At 67.4% G+C, this 13,278-nt stretch carries 10 protein-coding genes; 6 read left to right on the top strand and 4 right to left on the bottom strand.

What is annotated here, in order from left to right; all coding sequences use genetic code 11:
• Positions 1-25: 25 nt before the first annotated feature.
• The gene (locus tag AC07O0_RS29330) at positions 26-619 is read right to left on the bottom strand and encodes a peroxidase-related enzyme (protein ID WP_494628347.1); all 594 of its coding nucleotides are present in this window, start codon (positions 617-619) and stop codon (positions 26-28) included.
• Between the two features lie 177 nt (positions 620-796).
• On the opposite strand from AC07O0_RS29330, the gene AC07O0_RS29325 reads away from it, so the two are divergent.
• Both AC07O0_RS29325 and AC07O0_RS29320 read left to right on the top strand, forming a co-directional pair.
• Positions 797-5,635: an NAD-glutamate dehydrogenase gene (locus tag AC07O0_RS29325; protein WP_494628256.1), complete on the top strand. Its 4,839-nt coding sequence runs from the start codon at positions 797-799 to the stop codon at positions 5,633-5,635.
• A gap of 68 nt (positions 5,636-5,703) precedes the next feature.
• Positions 5,704-5,907 carry a Trm112 family protein gene (locus tag AC07O0_RS29320; protein ID WP_494628254.1) on the top strand — a complete coding sequence of 68 codons (204 nt, stop codon included), beginning with the start codon at positions 5,704-5,706 and terminating at the stop codon, positions 5,905-5,907.
• A 171-nt stretch (positions 5,908-6,078) separates the two neighbouring features.
• Here AC07O0_RS29320 and AC07O0_RS29315 read toward each other — a convergent pair whose 3' ends face one another.
• On the bottom strand, positions 6,079-7,332 hold the full coding sequence (locus AC07O0_RS29315; RefSeq protein ID WP_494628252.1) for a ubiquinone biosynthesis hydroxylase: 1,254 nt from the start codon (positions 7,330-7,332) through the stop codon (positions 6,079-6,081).
• Positions 7,333-7,446: 114 nt separating this feature from the next.
• Between AC07O0_RS29315 and AC07O0_RS29310 the strand changes: the two genes are divergently transcribed.
• The 3 genes from AC07O0_RS29310 (at position 7,447) to AC07O0_RS29300 (ending at position 10,501) form a co-directional block, all read left to right on the top strand.
• Positions 7,447-8,313, top strand: coding sequence for an acyl-CoA thioesterase (locus tag AC07O0_RS29310; protein ID WP_494628250.1), 867 nt, complete (start codon positions 7,447-7,449; stop codon positions 8,311-8,313).
• A 344-nt stretch (positions 8,314-8,657) separates the two neighbouring features.
• Positions 8,658-8,996, top strand: a complete 339-nt coding sequence (locus AC07O0_RS29305; RefSeq protein ID WP_110493299.1) for a P-II family nitrogen regulator — start codon at positions 8,658-8,660, stop codon at positions 8,994-8,996.
• Positions 8,997-9,022: 26 nt separating this feature from the next.
• On the top strand, positions 9,023-10,501 hold the full coding sequence (locus tag AC07O0_RS29300; protein WP_454028822.1) for an ammonium transporter: 1,479 nt from the start codon (positions 9,023-9,025) through the stop codon (positions 10,499-10,501).
• An 87-nt stretch (positions 10,502-10,588) separates the two neighbouring features.
• Here AC07O0_RS29300 and AC07O0_RS29295 read toward each other — a convergent pair whose 3' ends face one another.
• Both AC07O0_RS29295 and AC07O0_RS29290 read right to left on the bottom strand, forming a co-directional pair.
• Positions 10,589-11,389 carry a class I SAM-dependent methyltransferase gene (locus AC07O0_RS29295; protein ID WP_494628345.1) on the bottom strand — a complete coding sequence of 267 codons (801 nt, stop codon included), beginning with the start codon at positions 11,387-11,389 and terminating at the stop codon, positions 10,589-10,591.
• Positions 11,390-11,488: 99 nt separating this feature from the next.
• Positions 11,489-11,830, bottom strand: coding sequence for an antibiotic biosynthesis monooxygenase family protein (locus AC07O0_RS29290; RefSeq protein ID WP_494628343.1), 342 nt, complete (start codon positions 11,828-11,830; stop codon positions 11,489-11,491).
• Between the two features lie 180 nt (positions 11,831-12,010).
• Between AC07O0_RS29290 and AC07O0_RS29285 the strand changes: the two genes are divergently transcribed.
• A partial coding sequence (locus AC07O0_RS29285; protein WP_494628247.1) for a DNA translocase FtsK 4TM domain-containing protein occupies positions 12,011-13,278 on the top strand: 1,268 nt, incomplete at its 3' end.

Here is a 13,278-nt window from a genome sequence, read left to right as displayed (position 1 = left end):
GCCGTTTTCTTTTGGGCCGGACCTCTTATCGCGCAGCGCCGTGATACTCGGCATTGGGCCGCATATCGACGGCCGAGGCGATCCGGTTCGACATGTTGTAGAAGGCGGCAACGGCCGCGATGTCCCAGATGTCGCGCTCGCCGAAGCCAGCCTTGCGCAGGCCTTCCCGATCGTCCTCCTCGATCTCGTGCGGCGCCTCGGTCAGCTTCACCGAAAAATCGAGCATGGCGCGATGCCGCGGCGAGAGCTGCGCGGCGCGATAGTTCATCACCATCATCTCACCCAGCACGGGATCGCCGGAGAGCTGGCGCACTGCCTGGCCATGCGCCGTCAGGCAGTAATAGCAGCGGTTCAGGCTGGAGACCGCGACCGCGATCATCTCGCGCTCCAGCTTCGAGAGGCCGGACGGCGCCAGCATCAAATCGTTGTAGAAGGCGGCGAAGGCCTGGAGCTTGGCGTCATCATGCGCATAGGCGGTGAGCACGTTCGGGACATAGCCGAGCTTCTCCTCGCATTTGGCGAAATAGGCCTGCATCTCCTGCGAAAGTTCGGCCTGCGGCAGCGCGAGCGCCATCACGGCGGGTGGCGCATCCTGCTTCGCCGGCGCTTCGCCCACCATCGCTTTGTCATGCTTCTTCGTCATCTCTGCACTCCTCGCGCTGATATCCGCGCAGATTGGACACAACTTGCCGTCTCCGCGCCATATTGGTGCAATCTGGCTGCCGGCATCCGACGAAAGTTGCAGCGGCCGGTGAGCTATGTCATCGCTCGGCAAAATAGCAGGGGGAAGAAGACTATGGCCAAGCGCGAAGCGAATGCCACGGCTGCAGCAGTCACCGCGATCGAGGCCGCTGCCCATGAGCTCGGTTCGGCGATGCCCGCGGAATTCCCCAAGCTGCTCTATGGCCGCACCGTCGCCGAGGACCTCGTCGCCCTGCCGCCGGAACTGCTCGCCCGCGCCGCTGACGCCGCCTACGCCCATCTCAGCGGGCGGCGCAAACCCGGCGAGCCCAATCTGCGCTTCCGCGACGAGGCGGTGAAGGAGGATGGGCGCGAACGCCAGATCACGATCCTCGAGGTCGTCAACGACAACAAGCCGTTCCTGCTCGATTCGACCCTCGCCGAGCTGACCGAGCAGGGCTATGAGCCGCGCCTGGTCGCCCACCCCATCCTCGCCGTGGTGCGCAAGGACGACGGCACCTTTCAGTCGCTCGCCGGCGAGGCGTCCGGACGTGCCGTCGAAGGCACGCGCCGCGAGAGCCTGATCCACATCCATCTCGACCGGATCGACACGGCCGAAGCGCGCGACCGCCTCGCGGCTGGCCTCGCCCGCGTCTATGTCGATGTCGGCCTCGCCGTCGACGACTGGGCCGCGATGCGCGGGCGCATCACCGAGGTGATCCAGTCCTACCGCGCCAACCCGCCGCCGCTCCCGGAGGATGAGGTCGCCGAGGCGCTCAATTTCCTCGAATGGATCGCCAGCGACAATTTCACTTTGCTCGGCGTGCGCGCCTATCGCTTCGCCGGCGGCGACACCGCCGCCGACCCGGTCGATTCCTCCGGCCTCGGTATCCTGCGCGACCCGGATGTCCGCGTGCTGCGCAAGAACCGCGAGCTCGTGGTGATGACGCCGGAGATTCGCGCCTTCCTGGCCAAGCCTCAGGCGCTGATCATCACCAAGGCCAACGTCAAGAGCCGCGTCCACCGCCGCGTCCATCTCGACTATGTCGGCGTGAAGCTGTTCACCGCCGATGGCCGCCTCGACGGCGAACTGCGCATCGTCGGCCTGCTCACCTCGAACGCCTATACCGGCAGCGCCCGCGCCATTCCCTATCTGCGCCTCAAGGTCGCCCGCGTGCTCAAGAGCACCGGCTTCGACCCGTCGAGCTATTCCGGCCGCGCCCTCTACAATGTGCTCGACGCCTTCCCACGCGACGAGCTCTTCCAGATCGACGTTGAGACGCTGGAGCGCTTCGCCCTCGACATCATGCAATTGACCGAGCGGCCGCGCATCCGGGCGCTCGCTCGCGCTGACGAGTTCGACCGTTTCGTCTCGGCGCTCGTCTTCATCCCGAAGGACCGCTACGACACCACGGTGCGCCGCCGCGTCGGCGAGTTCCTGGCCCGTGTCTACCAGGGCCGCCTCTCGGCCGCCTATCCGGCCTATCCGGAAGGCCCACTCTCCCGCACGCACTACATCATCGGCCGCGACGAGGGCCGAACTCCCAAGGTCGACCGCAACACGCTGGAAGCCGGTATCGCCGCGATCGTCCGCACCTGGAGCGACGGTCTCAAGGACGCGCTCGACGCCGGCAAGGCCGGGCCCGCCGCTCGCGCTCTGGCCGAGCGCTATGCCGAAGCCTTCGGCGCCGCCTATCGCGAGCGCTACTCGGCCGAGGATGCGCTGGTCGACGTCGACATGCTGCAGAAGCTCTCGGATGAACGCCCGCGCGCGGTCAACCTCTACCGCCGCGAGGGCGACGGGCCGACGCGGGCCAATCTCAAGCTGTTCTCGCGCGGCGCCGCGATCTCGCTCTCCGAGCGGGTGCCGATGCTGGAGAACATGGGCTTCCGCGTCGTCAACGAGCGCACCTTCAACATCACGCCCCAGCAGAACGGCGGCAGCAGCGCTGACACCCGCGTCTGGTTGCACGACATGACGCTGGAGCGCGCCAGCGGCGGCGAGATCGACATCGAGAACCTCGATCCGACGATCGAGGCGGCGCTGATGGCGCAGTTCCGCGGCCTCACCGAATCCGACCGCTTCGACCAGCTTGTTCTCGCCGCCGGCCTTGCCTGGCGGGAAGCTGCACTGCTGCGGGCGCTCGGCCGCTATCTGCGCCAGGTCGGCGCGCCCTATGCACAGGACTACATCGCCGACGCGCTGACCCGCCATTCCGGCATCGCCACCGGGCTGGTGAAGCTCTTCATCGCCAAATTCGATCCGCGCCTCTCCGAGAAGAAGCGGGCTGAGCAGGTGAAGGCGGAGCGCGAGCGCATCGAAGCTGCGCTCGCCGATGTCACCAGCCTCGACGAGGACCGCATCCTGCGCCGCTTCGTCAACCTGATCGACGCAGCGCTACGCACCAACTTCTTCCAGATCGGCCCGGACGGGCATCCGCGCAGCACGATCTCGTTCAAGTTTGCCTCCGGCCAGGTCGACGGCATGCCGTTGCCGCGCCCGCTCTACGAGATCTTCGTCTATTCGCCACGGGTCGAGGGCGTCCATATGCGCTTCGGCAAGGTCGCGCGCGGTGGCCTGCGCTGGTCCGACCGGCCGCAGGACTTCCGCACCGAGGTGCTCGGCCTGGTCAAAGCGCAGCAGGTCAAGAACGCGGTCATCGTCCCGGTCGGCGCCAAGGGCGGCTTCGTGCCCAAGCAATTGCCGCCGGCAAGCGACCGCCAGGCCTGGCTCGCCGAGGGCACCGAGAGCTACCGCGTCTTCGTACGCACTTTGCTCGAACTCACCGACAATCTCGATGGCGAGAAAATCGTGCCGCCCGCGGACACCGTCCGTCATGACGGCGACGACCCCTATCTCGTCGTCGCCGCCGACAAGGGCACCGCCACCTTCTCCGACACTGCCAACGCGCTTTCGGCCGAGAAGCATCACTGGCTCGGCGACGCCTTCGCCTCCGGCGGCTCGCAGGGCTATGACCACAAGGGCATGGGCATCACCGCCCGCGGCGCCTGGGAGGCGGTGAAGCGCCATTTCCGCGAGATCGACGTCGACATCCAGACGACGCCCTTCACCGTGGCGGGCGTCGGCGACATGTCCGGCGACGTCTTCGGCAATGGCATGCTGCTCTCGCCGGCGATCAAACTCATCGCCGCCTTCGACCATCGCGACATCTTCCTCGATCCCGATCCGGATTCGGCCAAGAGCCTGGCCGAGCGTCAGCGCATCTTCGCGTTGCCGCGCTCCTCCTGGGCCGATTACGACAAGTCGCTGATCTCCAAGGGCGGCGGCATCTTCTCGCGCCAGGCCAAGAGCATACCGCTCTCGCCCGAGGCTCAGCAGGCCCTCGCTTTCGACAAGGCCCAGGTCACCCCGGCCGAATTGATGACGGCAATCCTGAAGGCGCCGGTCGACCTGCTCTGGTTCGGCGGCATCGGCACCTATATCCGCGCCAGCGACGAGACCGATGCGCAGGTCGGCGACCGCGCCAACGACGCGATCCGCGTCACCGGCTCCGATCTGCGCGCCAAGGCGATCGGCGAGGGCGCCAATCTCGGTGCGACCCAGCGCGGCCGCATCGAGGCTGCCCGTAACGGCGTGCGCCTCAACACCGACGCGATCGACAACTCCGCCGGCGTCAACACCTCCGACGTCGAGGTCAATATCAAGATCGCGCTCGCAGATCCCGTCCGCGATGGGCGCCTGCCCGAGAAGAAGCGCAATGCACTGCTGGCGCAGATGACCGACGAGGTCGGCCTGCTCGTCCTGCGCAACAACTACCTGCAGAGCTTGGCGCTCTCGCTGACCGAGGCACAGGGCGTCCAGGCAAGTCCGCATCTGCGCCGGCTGATGGTGCGGCTCGAGGAGGATGGCCGGCTCGACCGCGGCGTCGAGTACCTGCCCTCCGACGCAGTGCTGATCGAGCGCGAGAAGCGCGGCGAAGGCCTGACCCGGCCGGAGCTTGCCGTGCTGCTGGCCTACGCCAAGCTTGCTTTGCACGACGCGCTGCTCGACTCGGCCATTCCCGACGACCCCTATCTCAAGAGCGAGCTCGTCCGCTATTTCCCGCAGCCGCTGCGCGAGGGCTATGGCAAGGAGATCGCCGGGCACAAGCTGCGCCGCGAGATCGTTGCGACCCAGCTTGCCAACGCCATCATCAACCGCGGTGGCCCGGCCATCGTCTCGATGCTGGTCGACCAGACCCGCGCCGAGGCCCCGGCGATCGCTGCGGCCTACGCCGTCGCCCGCGATTCCTTCGACCTGATCACGCTGAATGGCGCCATCGACGCGCTCGATGCCAAGCTGCCAGGCAAGACCCAGACCGGCCTCTATGCCGCCGCGCAGGAGCTGGTCGTCGACCGGATGCGCTGGTTCCTGCGTCGTGGGGTCGCCAAGCCCGGCGCGATCGAGCAGACCGTGGCGCACTATGCCAAGGGCGTCGCGGCGCTGGAGGGCGCACTCGCCGAATTGCTGCCGGAGGCGGCAGCCCAGGCGCGCAATGCCCGTATCGCGGCGCTGACGGCCGAGGGTGTGCCCGAGGCGTTGGCAGTGCGTGTCGCCAGCCTGCCTTGGCTCGCCGAGGCGACCGACATCGTCGACATCGCCAGCCGCACCAAGCGTGACATCGTCGAGGTGGCGCGGATTCATTTCGGCACCGATTCGACCTTCGGCTTCTCGACGCTGGCCACCGCCGCCGCGGCGGTTCCGGCCACCGACGACTATGAGCGCCTGGCGCGCCAGCGCGCGGTCGAGACCCTGACCGACGCCCATGCCGGGCTGACGCAGGAGATCGCTACCGGCAAATCCGGCCCCGACGCGCTGAAGGACTGGCTCGCGGAACGCGGTGCCGACGCGGAACGCACCCGCGCCACCGTCTCGGCCATTGCCATGTCGGGCCTCTCGCTGCCAAAGCTGATGGTGGCGGCCGGCATGCTGGCCGATCTGCCGCGTCGATAAGGCTGGACACCAGGTATCGGTCGCCGCGCTTCATGCGGTGCGCGGCGGCCCCATGAGAGAGTGTGACGATGAATCCCGATGAAGACGGCACGGTCGCGACGCGAATCGACCCGAAGCTGCTGGAGATCCTGGTCTGCCCGATCACGAAGGCGACGCTCGAATACGATGCCGCCCGTCAGGAGCTGATCAGCCGCGCCGCCAAGCTCGCCTATCCGATCCGCGACGGAATCCCGATCATGCTGCCGGAAGAGGCGCGACAACTCGAAGGGTAGTACCGGTAGTGCCCTTCCCTTCTCCCCTCGGGGGAGAAGGTGTCTGCGAAGCAGACGGATGAGGGCGGTACGACCGGGTGAAACGGGGGCAGGGTAGTGCCTGTCCTTCCCTCATCCGTCAGCGCTTCGCGCTGCCACCTTCTCCCCCGAGGGGAGAAGGAATCCCAAGACCTACAGCATCTCGCCCTTGAGCAGCCGCGGCGTCGGCCCGGCCAACCCGGCTGCCTCGCGGATGAAGAAGCGCTTCAGCCCCGGCATGCGCTCGACCAGGCCGAGGCCAAGATCACGCGCTAATCGTAACGGGGTCGAATCGTTCGAGAACAGCCGGTTGAGCCCGTCGGTAACCACGCCCATGGCGACCGTGTCGAAGCGCCGGCCCTTTTCATAAGCTTCGAGGACCTCAGAGCCGCCGACATCGAGGCCGAGCCGGGCGGCATCGACGATCGCCTCGGCCAGCGCCGCGACGTCCTTCAGCCCGAGATTGAGCCCCTGGCCGGCGATCGGATGAATGACGTGAGCGGCGTCGCCGAGCAGCGCCAGCCGCTCGCCGACGAAGCGGCGCGCCACGCCGAAGGAGAGCGGATAGGCACCTGGGCGGCTCTCCATGGCGATCTCGCCCAGTTCGAGGCCGAAGCGGCGCTCGACCTCGAGCAGGAGGTCACTCTCGTCGAGCGCCAGCAGGGCCGGAACATTCTCGCTGCGCTCGGTCCAGACGATCGAGGAGCGATGGCCGAGTTTGCCGCCGTCAGCCAAGGGCAGGATCGCGAAGGGGCCGGATGGCAGGAAGTGCTCGACCGCGCGCCCGTCATGCGGCCGCTCATGGCCGATCGTCGCGACGATCCCCGATTGCGGATAGGACCAGCCGACCCAGCCGATACCGGCTTGCTCGCGCAGTCTTGAGCGCGCGCCGTCGGCCGCGACCAGCAGCGCCGCATCGAGGCTTTCGCCACCAGTGAGCGCGACCGCGATCGCGCCGTCATCGTCCACCGTGCCGGAACGGACGCCTTCAGCCCGGAGTTCGACGCCATTGGCGCGGGCGACCTGGAGCAATGCCGCCATCAGCGCGCCATTCTCGACCATATGGGCGAAAGGTTGGCCGGGCTCGACCTCGCCGTCGAAGCTCAGGAACACCGGGCGCACCAGATCGGGCGTGCGGCTATCGGTGATGATCATCTCGGTCATCGCCGTCGCAGCCGTCTCGGCCAGGCGCCAGATTCCGAGCGCCTCCAGCATGTTGCGCGCCGCCGCCGCGACCGCGTAGGCGCGATCGTCGGCCCGCGCCGGACCGGCGAGCGCCGGGTCGGCGACGATGACGCGAAAACTCTCGCCCAGTGCCTGCTTCAGCGCGACCGCCAACGTCAGCCCAGCGACGCCGCCGCCGGCGATGACGATGCGTTGATGCGCACCCTCGGAACTCTGCGCCATGACATTCCCTGTATCGCACCGCTTGACGCGGCTGGATCGCTCGTTGCTGATGCTCGCCGTCTTGCCCACAGCCGGCCCGGGCCGCAAGCCCGCGCCGAGCCGGTTTTTCAGCCGATGAACCCAGCCGCCAACACTCTGCTCTCGATCTTCGATCTCGAACCGCTCGGAGACAACCGGTTCCAGGGTCGCAGCCCTAACAATGGCTGGACCCGCGTTTTTGGCGGCCAGGTGATCGGCCAGGCGCTCTATGCCGCCTGCAAGACGGTCGAGGATCGCTCGCCGCATTCGCTGCACGCCTACTTCATGCTGCCGGGCGATCCGACGGTCCCGATCGTCTACGAGGTCGAGCGGCTGCGCGACGGCGGCTCGTTCTCGACGCGGCGCGTGCTGGCGCTGCAGAAGGATGCGGCGATCTTCGCAATGTCGGTCTCCTTCCAGATTGCCGAGCCCGGCTACGACCACCAGATGCCGATGCCTGCCGTTCCGATGCCGGAAGATTTGCCGGATCGCGACGGCATGGAACGCGACGTGCTGCCTCACATGCCCGAAGCGGTGCGCGCCTATTACCGCCGTGAGCGGCCGATCGAGATCCGCCCCGTCGAGATGAGCCGCTACGCGCTGGACGGCCCGCGCGAGCCGAAATTCAATGTCTGGGTCAGGGCATCGCAAAAACTGCCCGCTGAGCCGGCGCTGCACCAGAGCGTGCTCGCCTATGCCTCGGACCTGATGCTGCTCGATTCCAGCCTGATCGCTCACGGCACCAGCGTCTTCGACCGGCGTGTCCAGAGCGCCAGCCTCGATCACGCAATGTGGTTCCATCGGCCTTTCCGGGCCGACGACTGGCTGCTCTATGCTCAGGACAGCCCCTCGGCCTCCGGCGCGCGAGGCTTCTCGCGCGGGCTGATCTTCGACCAGGCAGGGCATCTCGTCGCTTCCGTGGCACAGGAAGGCCTGATCCGGCCGCGTCCCGACCGCGCCTGAGCCAATCACCGCCTGCTTTCACGGCATCTGCCTAATTATTGATCAATCCAACCTGCTGCGCCCCACCTGATCGTGGCGGAATCGCGGCATTGCCCGCCAACGCGCCACATCCACCGGTTGGCACGGCCCTTGAAAGGTCTCCCCCGACGCGCTGGAGCCGGATCCGATCAGGTCGACCGACCTGATCGGTGAATCCGCCTCCAAACTTTGAGATGGAGACCGTTTTTCCGATTTACTTGCATTGCAAGCAGATCGGAACGGGCTCCGGCTCGAAAGGGCGCGAGAGGCGCAACGACGTCGCTTGGATCGCGGTCCGACGGCGCACAAGCGGGGGTAACCCAGCCATGAAGATCGTGATGGCTATCATCAAGCCGTTCAAGCTGGAGGAGGTGCGCGACGGGCTCACCGCCATCGGCGTGCACGGCCTGACCGTGACTGAAGTCAAGGGCTATGGCCGCCAGAAGGGCCATACCGAGATCTACCGCGGCGCCGAATACGCCGTGAGCTTCCTGCCCAAGATCAAGATCGAGGTCGCCGTCACCGACGATCTCGTTCCCAAGGTGATCGAGGCCATCACCGCCGCCGCCCGCACCGGCCAGATCGGCGACGGCAAGATCTTCGTCTCGTCGATCGAGAAGGCCGTGCGCATCCGCACCGGCGAGACCGACGGCGACGCCCTCTGAGCCCCGACCTTCCCAGGAGTTTCACGATGAACAACAAGACCCTTAACCGGGCCGGGCTGGTCGGGCTGGCGTTCGCCGCGATGGCCGGCGCCGCGCTGGCGCAAACCCCTGCCGCGCCGCCCGCCCCCGTGCCCAACAAGGGCGACACCGCCTTCATGATGAGCTCGACGATCCTCGTGCTCCTGATGACGGTCCCGGGCCTTGCGCTGTTCTATGGCGGCCTCGTCCGCTCCAAGAACATGCTCTCGGTGCTGACCCAGGTCTTCGCCATCGTCTGCATCGTCTCGCTGATGTGGATCATCTTCGGCTACTCGCTCGCCTTCACCAATGGCGGCGGCCTCAATGACTTCGTCGGCGGCTTCTCCAAGGCCTTCCTGAAGGGTGTCGACGGCAATTCGACCGCCGCGACCTTCTCCAATGGCGTCGTCATCCCGGAATATGTCTACATCGCCTTCCAGATGACCTTCGCCTGCATCACCCCGGCCCTCATCGTCGGCGCCTTCGCCGAGCGCATGAAGTTCTCGGCGCTGCTGCTCTTCATCGTGCTCTGGGTCACCTTCATCTATTTCCCGATGGCCCACATGGTCTGGTACTGGGGCGGGCCCGACGCGGTCGGCAACGCCGCCAAGGCGCTGGCTGATGCCGGCACTGATGGCAAGGCCGCGGCCCAGGCAGCGCTCGACGCTGTGAACGCCGATGCCGGCATGCTGTTCAAGTGGGGCGCGCTCGACTTCGCCGGCGGCACCGTCGTGCACATCAATGCCGGTATTGCGGGCCTCGTCGGCTGCGTCCTGATCGGCAAGCGTATCGGCTTCGGCAAGGAGCTGATGGCCCCGCACTCGCTGACCATGACGCTGATCGGCGCTGCCCTGCTCTGGGTCGGCTGGTTCGGCTTCAACGCCGGCTCCAACCTCGAGGCCAACGGCACCGCCGCGCTCGCCATGATCAACACCTTCGTCGCCACGGCGGCGGCGGCGGTGGCCTGGCTGTTCGTCGAATGGGCCGTGAAGGGCAAGCCCTCCATGCTCGGCATGGTCTCGGGCGCGGTCGCCGGCCTCGTCGCCGTCACCCCGGCTGCGGGCTTTGCCGGCCCGATGGGCTCGATCCTGCTCGGCCTCGTCGCGGGCGCCGTCTGCTTCGTCTTCTGCTCGACCGTGAAGAACGCGCTCGGCTACGACGACTCGCTCGACGTCTTCGGCATCCACTGTGTCGGCGGCATCATCGGTGCGCTGGCGACCGGCATCCTGGTCAACCAGGCGCTCGGCGGCGCCGGCATCCCCGATTACTCGACCAAGCCGGGCGAGCTGGTCGCCGCGACCTACGAGTTCGGCACGGCTTTCATGGCCCAGCTCAAGGCGGTGCTGTTCACGCTCGTCTTCAGCGGCGTCGGCTCGGCGATCCTCTACAAGATCGTCGATGTGATCGTCGGCCTGCGCGTCGCTTCCGACCAGGAGCGCGAGGGTCTCGACATCGCCGAGCACGGCGAGCGCGCCTATCACGACTGAGCCCTGAACAGCCCAGGTCAAAGCATCGCCCCGGCGGGACACCGCCGGGGCTTTTTCATTGCCGCTGGCAGACCCGTCGCCTGTCCCTCAATGAACGGTTCCCCTGCAGGCCCAGGCGATGTTCGCGAAAGATCTCGGGCCGTCGGGCCGGCCGGCTTGATAGGCGTCGCGCACGGCCTCGTCGACGCGCGCCCGCTCCACGGCGTCGAGTGTCGTCACATATTTGCCGAGCGGCCCTTCGCCGGCAGCGATCGGCGCCCAGAAGTCGTCGAAATCCCGATAGTCCATGCGGATCATCAGCTCGGTCTCGATGACGTTCGCGAGACCCTGCTCGGCGAAAGCCCGCTTCATTTCGCCGGGCTGCATCATCGGCTGGAAGCAATAGCGGGCGCGCATCTGGCGCCCGCCTTCGTTCAGCCCCGCGACGGTATCGACCATCATGCGCATGCCCGGCATGCCACCGTAGTGGTCCCACACGGCCGCCGCGACCACGCCGCCTCGCCGCACGACGCGGGCCATCTCGGCGATGGCCTTGCCGGCTTCGGGCACGAAATGCAGCACGAGCAGAGCCAGTGCGCGGTCGAACACGCGATCCTCGAATGGCAGGGTGCAGGCATCCGCCTGCCGGATGCTGATACGCGCGTCGCTGTTGCGCCGGGTCGCCTCCGCGACGAAGACGGGCGAGTAGTCGATCGCGACGACCGCCGCGAGATCTGCGGAGGCAGCGAGCATGAAAGTCAGGCTGCCGGTGCCGCAACCGACGTCGAGAACGCGCTCGCCATCGGCCAAGCCGGCGAAGTCGATGAACCCGGGCGCGAGCTTTTTGCTCCAGCGGCCCATCAGTTGCTCATAGCCGGCCGCATCGTGGATGGTGAAGCTTGAGGCCATCGAACCCTCCTCGCGGCGCGTCGGGAAGGCGGGCGCCGACACCACGACAATAGACCAGTCAGGGTGCTGGAAAAATCGCTCTCGAAACGGTGCGGCGTCTCACTGCTCGCCTGAAGATCGGTCCAGCACGATTTCGAGCACCTGCACCGTCTCCGGCAGCTCGATCAGGAACTCGGCATCGCGTTCGAGATGGTGGATCCTGCGCGGGTCGGGCCCGGCGAAGCGCGACATCGCCTCGACGCTCTCCCAGTAGGAGATCGTCACGAACTCGCTCTCCCCCGCACGGTCCTCGCGGAACATCTGCGCGCCGAGCGCCTTTTTTGCCAGCGGCCTGACGCCGACCTCGAGCAGATAGGCTGCATAGGCATCCGCCTTCTCAGGCACGGTGCGGCCGCGCCAGATCCGGGCAATTCTCGCGATTCTCTCACCGCCATCGGCCATGACGTCCTCCTGGCTGTTGTTCGTCGAAGAATGCTTTGGCCGTGCCATCGTTCCCCACGCTCCCGACAATGCGTGGCGGCAGCGCAAGGTTAAGCGGGCCTTAACCGGACCTTCCTAACCTGCCGGTTCGATGGGGCGGTCTCGGCTGCCTTCCTGACCGACGCCCGCAGACACGGCCCGATGCGCACGATCCGACGCTCCTCATCGCTGATCGACCGCCTGCCCGATCCGGTGCGCGAGTTCCTGTCGCGCCGCGCCGCCGAGATCGGCGGGATGGCGATGCTCGCGGTGATGATCGCCGTCGCTGTCGCCCTCGCCACCTGGTCGGTCGACGATCCCAGCCTGAACAACGCCACGCGCGGCACCGTGCGCAACCTGCTCGGTCGCCCCGGCGCGATGATCGCCGATCTCGCCATGCAGTTGCTCGGTCTCGGCGTTGTCGCGCTGTTGCTGCCGCCATTGCTTTGGTCGCTCCGGCTGATCCGCTTCCATCTCTTCGACCGCAGCGCCCTCAAGCTCGTCCTCTGGGTCGTCGGCATCGTCTCGACCGCCGCGGTGGCGAGCGCCCTGCCGGCGACGCCGCGCTGGCCGCTGCCGACTGGCATGGGCGGCGTCATCGGCGACGCCCTGCTGCAGGGCACCCGCAACATCGTCGGCCTGGGCGGCACCGCACTCGGCGGCCTCGTCGCCTTCGTCTTTGCCGGCATCGCCATTCTCTCCGTCACCGCGGCCGCCGGCTTCGGCTTCGTCACCGACGAGGATCCCGACCCCGACCATGACGACGATGCCGCTTTCGCCGATGGCGAGGAGCGCCGCGACGACGAGCCGGGCTTCTCGGTGATCCTGATCGGCTGGATCGCGCATGGCGCCATGGCGCTGAAGGCCGCGATCCTGCGCCGCCTGCCGCGCCCGCCGCAGCCGGCCTCAGCCAGCGCCGGCACGATGCCCGTACCGGCCCAGACCGGCCGGGTCCGCCGCGAGCCGAACTTCACCGGCGATCCGGAAGCCTACCGGTCCCCTGTCGTCGCGCCCGAACTCGTGCGCCCCGCTGCCGCCAGGCCCGCACCGACGGCGCGCCCGGCTTATGACGACGATGACGAGCCTTTCGAGGCGCAGGATGTGCGTGACCTCAACGCTCCGCGCGTCGCCGCTCCGGTGCGCGCGCCCAAGCCCGGCAAGCGTCTGTCGCGCGAGGCGCAGCCATCGCTGCTCGATCGCGAAGGCTTCGAGCTGCCGCCGCTGACCTATCTCGCCGAGCCCAAGAAGATCCCGGCGAACACCGTCTCCACCGACGCGCTGGAGCAGAACGCCACCTTGCTGGAGGGCGTGCTGGAAGATTTCGGCGTCCGCGGCGAGATCAGCCAGGTCCGGCCCGGCCCGGTGGTCACGTTGTACGAGCTTGAGCCTGCGCCTGGGACGAAGTCGTCGCGGGTGATTTCGCTGGCGGA

The sequence above is a fragment of the Allobosea sp. GW821-FHT10B12 genome, from assembly GCF_059415545.1.
The sequence above is the reverse complement of the archived record's forward strand: the minus strand, read 5'-3'. Positions and strand labels throughout refer to the sequence as shown.

What these genes read in the sequence shown, in the direction of transcription:
- AC07O0_RS29320 (WP_494628254.1), top strand. Translation starts at nt 5,704, where the DNA reads ATGAATCCCGATGAAGACGGCACGGTCGCGACGCGAATCGACCCGAAG.
- AC07O0_RS29325 (WP_494628256.1), top strand. Translation starts at nt 797, where the DNA reads ATGGCCAAGCGCGAAGCGAATGCCACGGCTGCAGCAGTCACCGCGATC.
- AC07O0_RS29295 (WP_494628345.1), bottom strand. Translation starts at nt 11,389, where the DNA reads ATGGCCTCAAGCTTCACCATCCACGATGCGGCCGGCTATGAGCAACTG.
- AC07O0_RS29290 (WP_494628343.1), bottom strand. Translation starts at nt 11,830, where the DNA reads ATGGCCGATGGCGGTGAGAGAATCGCGAGAATTGCCCGGATCTGGCGC.
- AC07O0_RS29305 (WP_110493299.1), top strand. Translation starts at nt 8,658, where the DNA reads ATGAAGATCGTGATGGCTATCATCAAGCCGTTCAAGCTGGAGGAGGTG.
- AC07O0_RS29330 (WP_494628347.1), bottom strand. Translation starts at nt 619, where the DNA reads ATGGTGGGCGAAGCGCCGGCGAAGCAGGATGCGCCACCCGCCGTGATG.
- AC07O0_RS29310 (WP_494628250.1), top strand. Translation starts at nt 7,447, where the DNA reads ATGAACCCAGCCGCCAACACTCTGCTCTCGATCTTCGATCTCGAACCG.
- AC07O0_RS29315 (WP_494628252.1), bottom strand. Translation starts at nt 7,332, where the DNA reads ATGGCGCAGAGTTCCGAGGGTGCGCATCAACGCATCGTCATCGCCGGC.
- AC07O0_RS29300 (WP_454028822.1), top strand. Translation starts at nt 9,023, where the DNA reads ATGAACAACAAGACCCTTAACCGGGCCGGGCTGGTCGGGCTGGCGTTC.